Raw genomic sequence first — 18,138 nt, 5'->3', positions numbered from 1 at the left:
AGAAAAAATGAAAACTATCTCAAAATGTTTGTCGGCAGCGGCGTTAATGCTTGCTTGTATTGGTGCTGCGAGCGCACAGGAAACAGCAGCCCGGTTCCCCTTGATACCCTATCCAACGCAATTGGTAGCTGGAAAGGGCACTTTTAGTATTAACAATAAAACAAGCATCACAACCGCTAAAGAATTTACCGGCGAAGCTAATCAACTCAATCAGTTATTGCTAAAAGGTTTAGGCAAAAAACTGTTAATAGCGAAGGGCAATAAAGCCAATGTCATTAATTTGGTATACGATGCTTCATTAACAACGCCCGAAGCTTATAAATTGACCATTAGCAAGCAGCAGGTTGTTATTGCGGCCAAGGAGCCAGCTGGTATATTTCATGGGATTGAAACTATTCGCCAATTGTTGCCTGTTTCTATCGAAAAAGGTAAAGCAAGTAAAACTTTACTATTACCAGTTGTAACTATTCAGGATCAACCGGCCTATGCCTGGCGTGGAATGCATCTGGATGTTTCCCGGCATTTCTTTTCCGTAGCTTATCTGAAAAAGTTTATCGACAGGATGGCGCTTTACAAAATGAACAAGCTTCACTTGCATTTGACTGATGATCAAGGTTGGCGCATCGAGATCAAAAAATATCCGAAGTTAACCGAAGAGGGAGCCTGGCGTACTTTTAACAACCAGGACTCAGCTTGCATGAAAAAAGCCAAAGACAATCCAGATTTTGTGATCGATAAAGAACATATTGTTCAGCATGATGGCAAAACTATGTACGGTGGTTTTTATACCCAGCAGGAAATGAAGGGAGTGGTAGCTTATGCCGCGGCCCGCCATATCGACATCATACCCGAAATTGATATGCCCGGTCACATGATGGCTGCTATTAACTCTTATCCTTTTTTAACCTGTAATGGTGAAAATTCATGGGGTAAGCTGTTTACCAAACCTATTTGCCCGGGATTGGAGTCTACCTATGAATTTGCTCAAAATGTGTTCAGCGAGATCATGGATATTTTTCCATCCCAATACATCCATATTGGTGGCGACGAAGTTGATCGCACCGATTGGGGTAAATCGGCAGATTGTAAAGCCTTAATGGAACACGAGGGGATTAAAGATCTGCCCGCTCTGCAAAGCTACTTTATCAATCGCATGGAGAAATTCTTTAACTCTAAAGGCCGTAAGTTGATCGGTTGGGATGAGATTATCGAGGGTGGTATCAGTCCTACGGCAATTGTGATGTATTGGCGTACCTGGGTGCCCGATGCTCCTGTGAAAGCGGTTAAAAATTGCAACACGGTGATCATGACCCCTGGGGAGCCTTTATATTTTGACAATCAGCCTGATCAATATTCCATCGATAAGGTATATCATTTTAATCCTATTCCTAAAGTTCTGAATGCTGTGGAAGCTAAATCTATCATCGGTGCACAAGCCAATATCTGGACAGAAATGATACCCTCCGAAAAAAGGGCCGATTATATGTACATGCCCCGCCTTACCGCTCTTGCAGAAATGCTGTGGACAAATCAGCCTGATAAATATGATTCTTACCTAAAACGTTTGGTAAAACAGTATAGTCGCATGGATGCCATGAACATTAACTATCGCTTACCAGACCTTCCCGGACTATTAAACAATTACGTGTTTACCGAGGAGGGGAGTTTAAGCATCAGTAAGCCATTGCCTTCTTTGATTATCCGTTATACAACTGATGGTTCTTTACCTGATACAAAATCAAGGGAATTGCCATCAGCATTAAGTATAACAAACAACGAATTAGTTCGGGTTGCAGCCTTTACTGCAAATGGCACACGTGGCGATGTTTATAATTTAAACTACACCAAACAATATATGCTTGGGCCGGTAAAAGTAAGGAGCACAAAACCTGGCTTAGATTGTAAATATTACAAAGCCTACTTCAAACAAACCTCCCTGATGAAAAAAGCCAGCGTTGATAGCACTTTTACAACAACGGCAATTGAGGTACCTTCAACTGTAAAAGCCCCATCATTTGGCATCGCCTATAAGGGCTACATAGATGTGCCTGCCGATGGTATTTATAGCTTCTATTTAACCGCTGATGATGGCGCTTTATTAAAAATTGGCCCTGCAACAGTGGTTGATAATGATGGTAACCATTCAGCACAGGAACGGAGCGGACAGATAGCCTTAAAAATGGGTTTGCATCCATTCGCACTTGATTTTATTGAAGGTGGTGGTGGTTTTACCCTTAAACTCCAGTATAGTATAAATGGTTCGGCCCGGCAGGATATTCCTGCCGAATGGTTTAAAAATTAAGTATCTGCAATGAAAAAGATTACTCTGTTCGTATTACTATTTGTCGTTAGCGTTCGTAGCTTTAGTCAGGCTCCTCCTAAACCCTTTGGCCCTTTGCCAACTCAGGGGCAACTCAACTGGCAGGAAATGGGGATGTATTGTATCATTCACTATGGCCTGGATACTTATACTAACAAAGAGTGGGGCTATGGTGACGAGGATCCTAAATTGCTTAATCCATCACAGTTTAGTGCCATGCAGATAGTTGCCGCAGCCAAAGCCGGCGGATTTAAAGGTGTTGTGGTAGTGGCAAAACACCATGATGGTTTTTGCCTTTGGCCAACCAAAACAACAGAACACAACATATCCAAAAGTCCATACAAGAATGGCAAAGGCGATATACTACAGGAATACCGGGAAGCCTGTGATAAATTAGGAATGAAACTGGGCGTTTACTGCTCTCCCTGGGACAGGAACAACCCCAACTACGGTACACCAGAATATTTAAAAATATACCAGAACCAATTACGGGAACTGTACACGCATTATGGCCCACTGTTCATCTCCTGGCATGACGGTGCCAACGGTGGCGACGGTTACTATGGCGGCAAACGCGAAGTACGTAAAATTGACCGCTCCACTTACTATGACTGGAAAAACACCTGGGGTATTACCCGCAAGTTACAGCCTAATGCTGTGATATTTGGCGATGTTGGCCCGGATGTACGCTGGGTAGGTAATGAAGAAGGCCATGCCGGTGAAACCTGCTGGGCTACTTATACCCCACATGCCCCGGATGAAGGTAAAGAACCAGGCAACGGATATGTTAAAGATTATGAAGGTACAGAAGGCACCCGCGATGGTAAATACTGGATGCCGGCTGAGTGTGATGTATCATTAAGACCAGGATGGTTTTACCACAAAACACAGGATGATGGAGTGAAATCTCCCTATACCTTACTTGATCTGTATTACAAAAGTGTTGGCCGCGGTGCAGCGCTTGATCTGGGTTTATCGCCAGATCAGCGGGGAATTGTTAATGAGATAGATGTAAAATCACTTACAGAATTTGGTCAGTTACTAAAACAAACCTTTGCAACAAATCTGGCAAAAGGAGCAACCCTTACGGCCAGTAATGTACGTGGTAGAAATAAGATTAAATACGGCCCGCAGTTTTTGTTGGATAATGATCGTTATAGCTATTGGGCTACAGATGACAAAGTAGCAATACCTCAACTAATTATTGATCTGCATACTCCTAAAATATTTAACGTGATCAGGCTGCGTGAAAACATCAAATTAGGACAACGCATTGATTCGCTTGCTGTCGACGCCTTTGCCAATGGCAAATGGCAGCAAATAGCTTCGGCAACCAGCATAGGAGGGAACCGGCTTATCCGATTAACGCAAAATATAACAGCAACAAAGTTAAGGTTGCGTATCACGGGTTCACAAGCATCAATAGCTTTAAGTGATTTTGGTATTTATAAAGAACCGGTTCATTTAAGCGCTCCAAAGATCAGCCGTAATAAAAGCGGTGAAATAAGCATTACAACCGAAGCGCCCGTAAACTCTATTCACTATACTTTAAATGGGCAGGAGCCAACTTTAAAGTCTCCATTATATAAGGGACCTTTTAGTATAACTGATGATGCAGTGGTAAAAGCACGCGGTTTTGAAGGAAAAGATCAGCAAAGTGAATCTGCTTTTGTTTCATTAGGCTATGCTAAAACCGACTGGAAAATTATAGACGCAAGTGCCTCAAATAATGACAACCAGGCAGAAAATGCTATTGACGAAAACAGCCATTCTCTTTACAGCACTTTAAAGCAGGAAAGCGCATCATTCCCTCAGCAGATAAGTGTTGATCTGGGCAGCACTAAAGAAATAAAGGCTTTTGGTTATTTGCCACGCCAGGATAAACAATTTGATGGAATAGTAGACAGCTATGTATTCTATATCAGCAATGATGGCAAGGAATGGCAAAAAGTAGCTTCGGGCGAATTTTCTAACATTAAAGCAAGCCTGATTGAGCAGCCGGTTATTTTAAAACAACCGGTTAAAGCCCGATATTTTAAACTTCAAGCAGTGCACGTAATTGCAGGAAATGGTATTACAGTTGCCGAATTAAGCATTTATTAATAAACTATTAAGTATTGGGTTTATGTTTGTATCCAATTATAAACCTCAATACTATTTCTATATAAAATTATTCGATGAAAAAACAGATCTGTTTGGCCGGGTTGCTGGCATTGTTTAGTTCAAATTCATTTAGTCAGGCGCATAGAACGGTCGCGGCATATAAACCAGGTAGTTTAACCCAATATGTCGACCCTTACATTGGTACGGGATTCCACGGACACGTTTTTGTTGGAGCCAGTGTGCCTTTTGGTGCTGTACAGTTAGGGCCAACCAATATATCCGAGGGCTGGGACTGGTGTTCGGGCTATCATATATCAGATTCAACCATTATCGGTTTCCAGCATACACATTTGAGCGGTACCGGTATAGGCGATTTGGGCGATATTTCCTTTATGCCAACTACGGGCCCTGTCAAAGTAACCAAAGGCAGTGTAAAAGATCTGCAGAGCGGTTACACCTCGTTGTTTAGTCATCAGGATGAGGTGGTAAAACCTGGTTATTATAAAGTTAAGCTAAAACGATATGGCATAGGCGTGGAGCTTACCGCAAGCACACGCGTTGGTATGCATAAATATACTTTTCCCGCTGCAAAAGATGCTCACATAGTGATCGACCTAAAAGAGGGTATTGGCTGGGACAAATCAGTGGAAACCTATATTAAACAAGTTGATAAAAACACCATTGTTGGCTATCGTTTTTCAAAAGGCTGGGCTGTTGATCAGCGTATTTACTTTACCGCGGTATTCTCTAAATCCATCAGCAAATTCGAGGTTTATGACAATACAAAACTTGCTTCGGGATCCGAACTGAAAAGCGAGAAGACTAAAGGTGTAATCAGTTTTGCCACGACCAAAGGAGAGGTTGTTTATGCCAAAGTAGGTATATCACCGGTAAGCACAGAAAATGCGATGCTGAACATCAAAGCCGAGATACCAGGTTGGGATTTTAATAAGGTAGTGGTCGACGCGGATAAAGCCTGGAATAACCAACTACAAAAGATTACCATTAAAGCCGATTCCTTGTCTCAGCTGAAAAAGTTCTATACTGCTTTTTATCATACCATGATAGCCCCTTCCATATTTAATGATGTGAACGGCGAATATTGGGGAACGGATAAAAAAGTGCATAAGAACCAGGGATTCAATAATGTAACTACCTTCTCTTTATGGGATACTTATAGGGCCAATAATCCACTGTCTACCATTATCCATCCCGAGCATACTAATGACATGATCAACTCTATGCTGGCTATTTATCAGCAACAGGGTAGTTTACCCGTATGGCATTTAATGGCCAATGAAACCAATTGTATGGTGGGATATAGCGCGGTACCGGTTGTGGCCGATGCCCTTTTAAAAGGGTATAAAGGTTTTGATATCAATCTGGCTTATGAGGCCATGAAAACCACCGCCATGCAGGATGCCCGTGGTATTAAATTTGTAAAGAGCCTGGGCTATATCCCTGCCGATAGTACTGCCGAGTCGGTTTCTATGGGCATGGAATATGCTATTGACGATTGGTGTATTGCGCAGGTTGCCAAAAAGTTGGGGAAACAGGCCGATTACGATTACTTCAGTAAACGTGGTCAGTACTATAAAAACTATTATGATCCTAAGGCAGGCTTTATGCGAGGCCGTTTATCAGAAAATTCATGGCGCACACCGTACAGCCCATTTATATCCATACATGAGCATGGTGATTTTACTGAGGGTAACGGATGGCAATATACTTTCCTGGTACCGCAGGATGTAGAAGGCTTGATCAATCTTTTAGGCGGCGAAGCAAAATTCAACACCAAGCTCGACTCGTTGTTTATAGCAAAGGGCGATATGGGTAAATTTAAATCGCCCGATGTATCCGGTCTGATCGGTCAGTATGCGCATGGCAATGAGCCAAGCCACCCGATGAGCTATTTTTATGATTATTCTGGCCAGCCCTGGAAAACTGCTGAAAAGGTGAGGTATATCCTGGATGACTTTTATACTGATAAACCCGATGGTATTATTGGTAACGAAGATGTGGGCCAAATGTCGGCATGGTATGTATTATCCGCCCTTGGTTTTTATTCAGCCAATCCAGCAAATGGCCTGTACGTATTCGGTAGCCCTGTTATCAACGAAGCTACATTGAAATTACAAGGCAACAAAACATTCCATATCGTGGTGAAAAACAACGGTCCGCAAAACAAGTATATCAATGCTATGCTGTTAAATGGCAAGGTTTACAACAAAACCTATTTTGCACACAAGGATATCATGAACGGTGGTGAACTGGTAATTACCATGGGCAACAAACCAGGAACGGTTTGGGGTGTGGGGGATGCAAACAAAGCGGTGTCGGTGTTGAAATAGCAGTCCATTTAGAATTTAAAAAATGTCATTGCGGAACGACGAAGCAATCTCCTCACTTAATTATAAACAAACGAGGAGATTGCCACGCTATCGCTCGCAATGACATATCTTAAATTATACTATTTCTTTGGTTGGTGCAACTGATTATAAAAAATACTCAAACCATACTTAGCCGATTTCCATTTCTGATCAAGATCCGCAGGGGCAGGGCCGGGGCTTTGTGCAAAGTTACCTGTGATGATGTCGAGATCTCCATCGCCATCAACATCCGCGGTTTCGAGAGTTAACGTTTTTATAGGTACTTCGCTCTTTTGCGTGTATGATTTAAAGCTGAACTTATTTTGATCAATATTCTCCAGGTACACAAATGACTCATCAACCAGTTTTCCAAACTCAGGAAAGAATGCTGTGGCAGCAAAATCAATATCGCCATCCTTGTCAAAATCCTCAGCCAATACTTTGGTAACGCCATATATCGGATAAAAGAACTTTTCCTGAAATACACCATTTCCCTGATTAATGTTAAGCCGAATGCCGTGATAAGCTTTAAGAATATTGGAGTAATCGGCATTGTCGCCATGTACGGTTACAATATCAGTGAGACCGTCGTGATTATAATCAACCAAAACCATATCTGTTGTGCCATAGTTTGGAGGAAATTGTAAAACTCGTTTAGCCTTAAATTTTAATTTGTCTTTTTGATAAAAGATCCACACACTTTCATCTCCCTGTGAAAACATAGCAATAATATCCTTTTTGCCATCGCCATCCATGTCTTTGATATAGCATTTAATAGCTCCGGCCAGGGGCATTAATACATCTTCTGTATATTTTCCTGATCTGTTTTTTTTGAACAATGAAAGGGAGCCGGTTTTATTACCAAAATTGCAAACTACTATCTCCGGCACGCCATCATTGTCCAGATCTTCAATTTCGGCATGAACCGGGCGATGTAAAGCTGCTATTAAGGTTGAGCTTATACTATCCTTCAATTGCGAATAAGATCCTGTGCTGAGCTCCGTTGGATATAATTTGCCTATCTCGGTAAAATAAGTATCTCCCTTATAAAAGTTAAAATCAACTACCGGACTGTTGCTATTGATAGTCCGGGTTACACCTTGGCCATACTGCCAGTTATACACCTTTTTATAAAAATCACCTATCCATAAGGTATTGGTTTGAGTATTATATTCCAATCCCGTAATTAATGATGGTGCCTTTTCGGATATTGGTGTATCCTGGCGTTCGAATTGTTTTAATGGACTGTTGCGTGTTAACCTTTTTTCATCCAATGATACGCTATCCGGAGCGTTGCTGAGTATGTAATTTATAATCTTACCATACTCTTCATTGGTCAGGGTCGGTTCATCGGGAATGATATGGTTCTTTTTTACAATCTCTCGTTCTTCATCGCTTAATCCTCGTAATGGATCGTAATTAGGGTAGATGATACCCATGCGGCTGGCCATAGTAGGCAATACATGGTTTTGCCAGATCTCTTTTGTTAAACTGGCCGGATCAGGTTCCATATGGCAGGTGGTACAATACCGGGTGAAAAGCAGTTTGCCATCATCGTTTTTTAGCGGCACCGTTTTGATGGTAAATGAATTAAGGCAAATAAGAGCGGTCAAAACAAAAAATCCGCTTAAAATAAATGTTCTTATATGCATGTGATTAGTTTTGCCTGCTGATCTTAGCTGTCTTTAACTTTTCAATCACTTTGGCAGCTACCAACCTACCCTGTTTGTTACCAAAAACTATGGCGTCTTTAAAATGTATCCCTCCGTAAAAACGGGATATGGAGGCTTCTTCCGCTGCTTCATAAAAAGATTTAAAACTGCGTGGGCCAACGCCATACGGAATTTCGGAATCATCAGTATAAGCAAATTTATCACCCAGCAGATATGTTAAAACCCCAGCCGATGCATTGGAAAGCACTGCGTGACCACTTGGATACTCCGGAAATGGAGGGGTTTGCAAATATGGTGTCCAGGTGATGTCGATATACTTGTTGATATAGGTTTCCGGGCGGATCCCATTGCTTCGGTATTTCTCATCCCAGCAACTGATAAAAGCATCCATTAACGTTATGGCCTCAAGTGTATATACCGTAACCGATCTGTCAAAACTTAAATTTGCTTTTTTACACACAATACCTGCTATATTCATCCAGTGCCCCCCGGGACTGATCTTTTTGAACCCGATCATCATATGGCCAGAGGTAGTTACAGCAAATGGGTTACAATCCCAAAAATTGGCAATAGTAACCTGCTCCATCGGTGGGTTTTTAGAAATTTTGTAAACATCATAAGCCTGTTTGTAAAATTCACTTGTACTATCAGTACTGAAAGGTGTTGGTCGTACCGGTACAAACTCGTTAGAGGAGTCAATAAGCATAGGCCTGATGATTTTCCAGTTGGGCTCAACGGCTTCCATGTAGGTTGGAGGGGTGGGATACCAGTTTTTGCCACCTTTTATCGGGGTATATCTTAGCTTACCGCTTAATTTGTTGTAATTATCGCCCTTAGCATATTTGAGCACTTTGGCGGTCATTTCGGTTGCTGCCGCTATCGACTGTTTGATGATATCATCATCTATCTTATTAACTTTTAGTGAGGCAATGTATTTGTCCTCATCATCCTGCAGCATAAAACCCGAGGGGAGCATTTGTTTACCAGTTTCGAGTATACAGTATATAGCTGCTATCTGATAACTGTACTTGCCTTTTTCAATGCTGATCTGATTATCATCTTTATAGCTTTTTACAAGATCAGCAAGCGGAACAATCTCTTTGTTGTTTAATGCGGTTAAATTGTAGGCTCCCAGCATAGCATAAGTATAATAGCGGGATGCTGCGGGCGGATTTACCACATCATGTATCATTACTGCCGATAGGGCCTTGATGGTTTTATCCAATTGCAAATAATCGGGTAATGGTTTTTTGTTTTTTTGCGCATAACCGATTATGGTGTTGCACAGGATGAGTAAAACAAGGGATATATTCCTGATCATTAGTTCTCTTTATAAAATTGTAATGGTTGGCCGGATACACCTATCAATATGTATTTTGAGCCATTTATTTTTGTTTCTACCGCCGATTTTACATCTCCTGTAACTGATAATCCTGACGACAGCTGGCTTTGGTACTTAAAATCACCTTTACCATCGCCGATTAACAGGCAGCCGTAGTTAGCATCAAAACTGCCCAGTTTTAAACGGTTGTCAGAATGATTACCCAGCAACAGGAGATCAACTTTACCATCGTGGTTAAAGTCCGCAGTAATTATTTGAGTTAACATCGAAAACTGTGTCTCGATTGGTAAAGGGACTTTTACAAATTTGCCATTCGTGTTCAGAAAGCAACTGGTTTGTATATCGTTAGCAGTAAGTTTTGCGGCCTTTGCAAGATCATCCTGGCTGAAAATATCCTTCATGGTAGCATCACAATAGGCTTTGTAGGAGCTAAACTTTTTGCGCATGGGGTATATCTGCTCGTTCAACTCATCGCGGCTCACAAATGGATAACTTACCCCTTGAATATAAAAGTTAAAGAATGGGTCTATAGAACCGTTACCATCGAAGTCGGCATAGTACATTTCGGCCGGTTCGGTGGTTGTGGCATGAATTTGTGTATTTATGCCCAGGTTACCGGCAATAATATCGGGTTTACCGTCACCATTGATATCTGCTATGGCTATGGTGTTCCAGAAGCCATTTTCCTGCTGATCAAAGTATTTGGCGGTTTCATCTACAAAACCATTGGCGGTATTAGTATAAATTAGAATGGGCATAAACTCGCCGCAAATGATCAGGTCTTTACGGCCGTCGCCATTTAAGTCGGCCCATTGAGCGTCTTTTACCATGCCGCAGGCTGCAAATGGTACATCGGTAATCGTAAAGTGGCCATCGCCTGCATTGGTTAATAAATAGCTTTTGGGGGTCACAGGATATTGACCGGGGATGATATTGGCGCCCACAAACAGATCCACCTTACCATCATTGTTATAATCACACGCCCGGACGCACGATTTGCTGCCGGCATTAAGTTGAGGCAGGGAAGTGGTGGAAAGTACAAAATTACCTTTGCCATCATTAAAATACAGTTTATCCTGCAAATCGGGAGTATTTGGTTCCAATAATGAATAGCCTCCTTTAGCTACATACAGATCAGGAAAACCGTCGCCGTTGGCATCAAAAAATACAGCAGCGGAGGTGTTTTCATGGTTTAAATCTGATACTTCGGTAACCATAAAAGTCCCGCCGGGTTTTTGTATATAAATTTTACCTGGTGTATTCTGATCGCCACCGATAAACAGATCTTCCAACCCATCTTTATTTACGTCAGCCTTAGCTATAACCGGGCCTGTTTTAGAGCTCATAAAAAGCATCAATAGCTGACGTTTAAAATCGTTTATGGTGGTTTCGGTATGTTTATAATCAATAATTGGTTTGGTAAGACTTAAAAGGGTTTTGCCTTTTTTATCTGCTGGTTTATAAGCAGCTAAACCAGCTTTATAGGTGATATTTAAACGTTGGTTGACTTTTATATCCGTTAAGAGCTGCGTAGTTTGATCGGGCCATATTACCCGGACAGAATCAACCTTAGTTTGGTCGCCCATACCGAAGTTTAATACGGTTGACACACATGATAAGTAACCCCTGTTGGGATTAACCTCCTGGTATTGGGTTTGTTTGTTGTTGTAAACATAAACCTTGGCGCCTATAGCATTTACATTAGGCCCGTTTTGTTTCAGGTTAACAGCCACATAATTCTTTTTCGAAGTTTCCATGGTCATGTTCTGATAGATGGAAGCTTCGCTGTTGATGTTGTTGGTGATCAGGTCAAGGTCGCCGTCGTTATCCAGATCGGCATAAACGGAACCGCTTGATATGCCTGATTTGGTAATACCCCAGTCCTGCTTTTTTTCGGTAAAAGTGAGGTCATGATTGTTTTGGAAAATATAGTTTGACAGGGTAGTGGAGGGCATAGCTTTAACCAGGTCCATTAATAAATAGGGTTCCCGGTCCATAGCCTTTTTAAGCTTATAATCGCCCCAATACCGCAAAAAATCCTTGTTGGTATAATCCCTGAAATAGCCGTTGGATATAAAAATATCTTTATAGCCATCATTGTCAAAATCGGCTATGAGTGGGCACCAACTCCAGTCGGTATTGGATATGCCAGCCAACTGACCGATCTCGCTGAAAGTGCCGTCGCCATTATTTAACTGCAGCATATTGCGCATATATTGCTTATACAGATCCTGTTGCAACATCAATTCAAACGATTCATAGTTTTCCTGCAGCTGCAAAAGCTTTTGGCGCCGGTTATCAGGGGGTAACATATCCAGAGTCATGATGTCGGGAAGACCATCGTTATTTATATCTGCAATATCCACGCCCATGGAAAACTGGGAAAGATGCCTTAACGCTTGTTTGCTTTTATCGGTAAAAGTACCGTCCCCGTTATTGATGTACATATAATCGGGTTCATTGTAGTCGTTGGTTACATAGATATCCTGTAACCCATCCTTATTGATATCGGACACAGCTACACCCAGGCCAAAAGTAAGTGGGTTTTGTATGATACCGGCTTTTTTTGAAACATCTATAAAATGACCTCCCTGATTTTCAAAAAGTCTGTTGCTGGCCAATTCGTCGGTTTCTTTTTTATTTTGAGCAAACTCCAGGTTACTTATCTTTTTTACATTATGGTTAAGCAGGAACATATCAAGCTTTCCATCGTTATTATAATCAAAAAATACAGCCTGGGTACTATAACCGGGGTCGTCCAGACCATATTCTTTAGCCTGTTCAACAAACTTATTATTGCCCTTGTTAATAAATAATTGATTTCGGCGTTTGCTGTTATCACCAAGGCCCGAATAGCATACATAGATATCCAAAAGCCCATCACCGTTCACATCGGCCATGGTAACGCCGGTTTTCCAGTCTCCTGCCCGGCCGCCCAATCCGGTGCCCGCATCTTTGGTAATATCTTTAAATTTTAAATTGCCGAGGTTAAGATAAAGCTTATTAGCGCCAAGGTTACTGGTGAAAAAGAGATCTTCAAGACCATCGTTATTGATGTCTCCAACAGCTATACCGCCGCCATTATATAAATACTCGTAGGATAAAACATTTAAATGCTCGTCCTCAACCAGGTCGTTTCTGAAAGTAACACTGGTTTGTTCGGAAGGTAATAACTTAAATAATGTTTGCTGGGCGAACGAGTTACTACCGATAAGGCATAGTGCTGCGCTAATTGTAATTAAAGGCCTGACGCTTTTTTTAAGAGCGGGTAAATTAAAGACAGACATCATATTTATTAAAATAAGATCAGTTAGGCAGACTGCATTTCTAAAAATAACATTTATAAAGCGTATTAAACAAACAAGGAGACAATTAATGTCTCCCTGTTTGTTTTGAGAAAAGTGGGTTTATTTATCCCACCATACTTTAGCTGTGAAGGTATCGCCACCAGTAAGCCTGGCAACAGCGGCTGCATAATTAGCAGCGTTTGTTGATGGTAAGCCCAGCGGATAAGGAATTCTTCTTGGAATTGTTGATACGGCAAACTGGTTTGGATAGGTTACCGGGGTTAATACAGGGTATCCAGACCTTCTCCAGTTAGCCCAGGTTTCATTAAAGTTAAATGTTGCTGATGTTTCAACAAAATACTCCATATTGATCTGCTGCAACGCGGTAGCTGGAACCAACGGATGAGCGGCAACATAGGTGGTTATGCTGGTAGCAGGAACTGATGTTGTACCAAATTGGCCCAACGTTTGCATATCTGCGGTAAGCGCGTTTGCATAATGCGTAGCCGCGGTACCGGTATTCCAGCCTCTTGTAGCTGCTTCAGCAAATAAAAGCTCGCTTTCACCGTAAGTCATCAGGAAATTATAACGGTTACGATCGTCATAAACTGCAAACTGAGGGCGGGAGTATTTACCAACCGGCGCATCTGCATCACCTGAAACCCCAGGATTAGCAGGGCTTGTACCTGGATAGCCGGTTGCATGCGAGATGTCAGTAGCACCACCTTTAAGGTCATACCCATTTGGCATACCTACCTGCAGGCTTGCTGTATTAATACCGATCACCTGAGTTTCATTAGCCTTTTTTCCAGTGCCGGTTGAAATTTCAGCAATAGCACTAATGCGTGGGTCGGCTGTTAACTTCATATAATCAATTAGGGTTTTTGACCATCTTACTTCCCTGAAATCATCAGTTACTAATAATGCTGCAGCATCACTGTTACCATTCCCGTTTGTATTGTCGGCTTTTACTTTGGCATTATCATCTATAGAAGCCATTGCACCGCCCGCATATGCTTTTTCAGCATATTTCTGTGCAGTAGCAGCGTCAACTTTAGTTAAACGCATGGCAGCCCTCAGCATTAATGAATAACCTAATTTCTTCCATTTGGAGACATCTCCAGCATAAAAAAGATCAGAAGTAGGCCCGGCTTTTGAAACGTCTAAGGCAGCGGTTGCGGCGTCCAATTGGCTTAGCATAGACGTATAAATACTTTGCTGGGTATCAAAAACAGGTGAAACTATGCCTTCTTTCGCTTGTCCTTCCTGCGAAAAAGGGATGTCGCCGTAAGCGTCGGTGATGCGCTGCAATATCATCATCCTCAAAATAGTCCCACAATTATCAAGATTAGTAAAAGCGGCATTGCCTTTAATAACGTTCTTCATCTCATCAATTAATGTAGATGAACCATAGCTGGTGTTCCATGTTCTCGAAAAATAATCGCGCCCGCTGCCGGCATAAATATATTTATCGCCATTGCCGTAGTAATCGTAAGTAGAGGCTAATGACTGTGACCACATACTTTGAAATAATAATTGATCATACCCGGAATTTGAAAATTTAATTTGAGCTTGGGCCATCAAAAAGGGTGCACTTACCAAAGTTGGGGTTACTTTGGTAGGATCCGTATTGATTTGGTCGAAATTTTTTGTACAACCCGCTATAAAGGTGGCACCTATAAGCAGGCAACTATATATAAGTTGTTTTTTCATCTCTGTTATTTTTTAAATTTAAAGTTCACATTTAACCCATATGTCCTTACAGGAGGTACGCTTGTACCTTCAATACCCGCATAGTTGATACCCGGAGCAAAATTTGACTCAGGGTCAATGTTGTCAGTATGCTTCATGATCGTCCAAAGGTTTCTGGCCACTAATGAAACGGTGATAGAGTTAAATGGTGTAGTGCCTAACACATTTTTAGGGATGCTATATCCAAATGTAATCTGACGCAATTTGATAAAGCTACCATCTAAAACATTGAGCGCAGAAACATTGCGCGCCAAAGTTTGATAGTATGTTTCGGCCGGTACATTAACAGTGTTTTTTGCACCACTTTCGGTTACACCAACACCAACCACACCTGTTTCACGGCCTTCAAGGGTCATTTTGTTTAAACCACGGAAAATACTGTAATAATTGGTTGCCGATAATACCTTGTTGCCAAAACGATAATCAACCAGGAAACCCAGGTTAAAGTTTTTATAACTAAAATCGTTATTCAAACCACCATAAAACTTAGGCACAACGCTTCCCATAGGAATACGTGCGGTAGTTTCGGCATTACCTGTAGCATCAAATATGATATTGCCGCTGGCATCGCGTTTATAATCGTTAGCCATAATTTGCGGACCAGGAAGACCTTTAACAAAGGCGGTAGTTGCATTTAACGGACGATAGGTACCTAAACCTAAGTTTGCACCATCAAGATCAGTTTCTAATATCTTGTTTTTAATGTAGGTAAAATTAAAAGAAGGCGACCAGGTGAAAGTACTGGTTTTTACCGGTGTGCCATGTATTTCAACTTCTATACCTTTATTACTCACGCCTGCCGAACCAACATAATAGTTGGTATACCCGGATGACCAGTCAGCAGTAGCATTAACTATCTCATTTTTTGTTTTCCTGTCAAAATAAGCTACGTCCAAACCTAAGCGGTCATTCAAAAACTTTAGTTCAGTACCAATTTCAAACTCGGTTAAGGTATAAGGCTTTAATTTAGTGTTTGCTAATTGAGAAGCAAAAGTAGCTGCAGGTACTCCATTAATTGAATTGGCTACACTATAGTACACCTGGTTAGTAAACGGACTGGCGGCACTACTTGTTTTTGCATATGAAACACGCAGTTTGCCAAAATCGAGACCATTGATATGCGTAAGATCAGAGAATATAAAACTTGCAGAAACAGAGGGGGTGAAAAATCCCGGGCCTACTGCTTTTGATATACTGCTATAATAATCATAGCGTCCGGATGTACTCAGGATCAAAAAGTTCTTTATAGCAAAATCAGCAGTATAATAGGCTGAATTAACCTGTAGTTTTTTAGGATCATCATCTAATGTACCGGAATCAGACCCGATATTTCCGGCGAGCCTTTGAGCTCCGTTTGACAGGTCATAAAAGTAAGGAAGGATAAGATTGTTGGCATTGATAAAAGTGCCGTCATAATTGCTTTTACGAATATTACCACCTACAGACATATCAAGGTTAAGGAAATCCTTGATCAGATCGTGTTTGGCGCCTAATAATACATCCGCGTTAAATTCGGTTGTTTGTGTTTGTCGTGTTTTTAAGTTACCATTACTGCCACTCACATATGCGGTTCCGGTTGGCTCTACGGCAAAACGCTTGTCATGAATGTTGTCATAACCAATGCGGCCTTGCACATAAGCCCAGGGTGTTATGCTATACTTAGCTGATATAGATGATATTAAGCGCTCACGGTTTGAGTTGGTTATAAAATTATAAGCAGCAAAATAAGGGTTGGTTACATATATATCATTTGTAAATGATTGTTCAGTACCATCGGCTTTTGTTCCCGGAGCTAAAGTACTTTGGGCCTGGTTAGGTGCCAGATACTGTACGTTGTTAGGGTTGCCCGGACCATCACTTAATCCTGAACGGTTTTTTTCATTATCCAATATGTAATTGGCCACCAGGCTAATGTCCAGGTTTTTCATCACCGTTTGCGAACCGTTGAAGTTAAATGTTTTCCTGTTCAGCCCGCTGTTTGGTGTGATAGCGTGATTATTCATGTCTGACAAAGACAAGCGGAAAGCGCCGGTTTCATTACCACCTGTTAAAGCTACAGTATTGGTGAAGGTATTCCCGGTTTTGTAAAACTTGGTATAATCGTCGCTGGTTTTTGAATATGGATGGGTTTTACCATCAATCTGAATTACCTGTGAACCATCAAGTTTTGGTCCCCATGCCAGGCTGCCTGTGCTTAACGCTGCGGCAAGATTGGCTGGTTTAACACCAAATTCGCCTTGCCCATATTGGGTTTGGAAATCGGTATTATCATAAATTTTATCCATCTGATAGTTGCTGTTATATTCTACGCCAAAGCCTGAATTTTTCTTGCCGGATTTGGTCGTGATCAAAATAACACCGCCTGTAGCGCGGGTACCGTACAATGCAGATGCTGATTGGCCCTTCAATACCGTCATAGTTTCGATATCATCCGGGTTGATGTTGGCAATACCATCACCATAATCCGCACCGCCCCATTCGCCCGATTGGCCTCTTTGGGTATTGTCCATAGGTACACCGTTGATCACAAATAAAGGTCCCTGAGTACTGCTTGTACTGGTTACACCCCGTAATAATATACGTGCCGATGAACCTGCGCCGCCATTAGTACCACTGATACTTAAACCAGCTACACGGCCCTCTAATGAATAGGCTACGTTTGACTCTTTTGCTTTATCAAGCAAATCGCCTTTAACGGTTGTAAGCGCATATCCAAGTTTTTTCTGCTCCTTTTTTATACCCAAAGCCGTTACTACAACCTCGTTAAGATTGGTATTAGCCGCCAACGTAATAGATAATGAAGTTCTGTTACCTACTGTTATTTCCTGAGTGGTAAAGCCAATGTAGCTAACTACCAATACGGTTTTGCTATCGCCTTCAATACTAAAATTACCATTCACATCGGTTTGCGTACCTGTGGTTGTACCCTTTATCCTAATGCTCACGCCAATAAGGGGGGCGCCTTTGTCGTCAACTACTTTACCGCTGATCTTTGCGATACTGGTTTTGATATTAAAGTTTAAGCTATTGGTTAATTTAGGGCTTGCATGTGCTGCTGTTTGCGTGTTTATGAGAACTATACCGGCAAGGGCTAATTTACATAAGGGCAAAGATTTGGATATCCATGGCCTATGTACACCCGTTGGGTGTTTGAAAAATTTCATATTTTACTGAATTTAAAGGGAGTTAATACTAAAGTGCTTTTATGGCACCTGCATTTATAATCATTCAAAAATCATTCTGTGGAGCAGCAATTTCCCGCCGGGTAATTGTGCTTTGGGTAGGGTTAGTA

At 41.5% G+C, this 18,138-nt stretch carries 8 protein-coding genes; 3 read left to right on the top strand and 5 right to left on the bottom strand.

Annotation, left to right across the window (positions count from 1 at the left end; translation table 11 throughout):
- Positions 1 to 7 precede the first annotated feature (7 nt).
- The 3 genes from AB6735_RS09125 (at position 8) to AB6735_RS09115 (ending at position 6,774) form a co-directional block, all read left to right on the top strand.
- Positions 8 to 2,302, top strand: a complete 2,295-nt coding sequence (locus tag AB6735_RS09125; protein WP_370995622.1) for a family 20 glycosylhydrolase — start codon at positions 8 to 10, stop codon at positions 2,300 to 2,302.
- Between the two features lie 9 nt (positions 2,303 to 2,311).
- A complete protein-coding gene (locus tag AB6735_RS09120) occupies positions 2,312 to 4,423 on the top strand; it encodes an alpha-L-fucosidase (protein WP_370995621.1) in 2,112 nt (703 codons plus the stop codon).
- Positions 4,424 to 4,497: 74 nt separating this feature from the next.
- Positions 4,498 to 6,774, top strand: a complete 2,277-nt coding sequence (locus AB6735_RS09115; protein ID WP_370995620.1) for a GH92 family glycosyl hydrolase — start codon at positions 4,498 to 4,500, stop codon at positions 6,772 to 6,774.
- A 119-nt stretch (positions 6,775 to 6,893) separates the two neighbouring features.
- Here the strand turns inward: AB6735_RS09115 and AB6735_RS09110 are convergent, their stop codons facing one another.
- The 5 genes from AB6735_RS09110 to AB6735_RS09090 all read right to left on the bottom strand — a co-directional run bounded on the left by AB6735_RS09110 (position 6,894) and on the right by AB6735_RS09090 (position 18,010).
- Positions 6,894 to 8,444 carry an FG-GAP repeat domain-containing protein gene (locus AB6735_RS09110; protein WP_370995619.1) on the bottom strand — a complete coding sequence of 517 codons (1,551 nt, stop codon included), beginning with the start codon at positions 8,442 to 8,444 and terminating at the stop codon, positions 6,894 to 6,896.
- 4 nt (positions 8,445 to 8,448) lie between these two features.
- Complete coding sequence (locus AB6735_RS09105) at positions 8,449 to 9,786, bottom strand: vanadium-dependent haloperoxidase (RefSeq protein WP_370995618.1); 1,338 nt, start codon at positions 9,784 to 9,786, stop codon at positions 8,449 to 8,451.
- Positions 9,786 to 13,097, bottom strand: coding sequence for a VCBS repeat-containing protein (locus AB6735_RS09100; RefSeq protein ID WP_370995617.1), 3,312 nt, complete (start codon positions 13,095 to 13,097; stop codon positions 9,786 to 9,788). Before AB6735_RS09100 ends, AB6735_RS09105 begins: the two co-directional genes overlap by 1 nt.
- 117 nt (positions 13,098 to 13,214) lie before the next feature.
- Positions 13,215 to 14,807 (bottom strand): SusD/RagB family nutrient-binding outer membrane lipoprotein, encoded by a 1,593-nt coding sequence (locus AB6735_RS09095; RefSeq protein ID WP_370995616.1) that lies wholly within the window; start codon positions 14,805 to 14,807, stop codon positions 13,215 to 13,217.
- Positions 14,808 to 14,812: 5 nt separating this feature from the next.
- Positions 14,813 to 18,010 carry a SusC/RagA family TonB-linked outer membrane protein gene (locus tag AB6735_RS09090; protein ID WP_370995615.1) on the bottom strand — a complete coding sequence of 1,066 codons (3,198 nt, stop codon included), beginning with the start codon at positions 18,008 to 18,010 and terminating at the stop codon, positions 14,813 to 14,815.
- Positions 18,011 to 18,138: the final 128 nt, after the last annotated feature.

Source organism: Mucilaginibacter sp. RCC_168 (assembly GCF_041355315.1).
Classification (GTDB): domain Bacteria; phylum Bacteroidota; class Bacteroidia; order Sphingobacteriales; family Sphingobacteriaceae; genus Mucilaginibacter.
The sequence above is the reverse complement of the archived record's forward strand: the minus strand, read 5'-3'. Positions and strand labels throughout refer to the sequence as shown.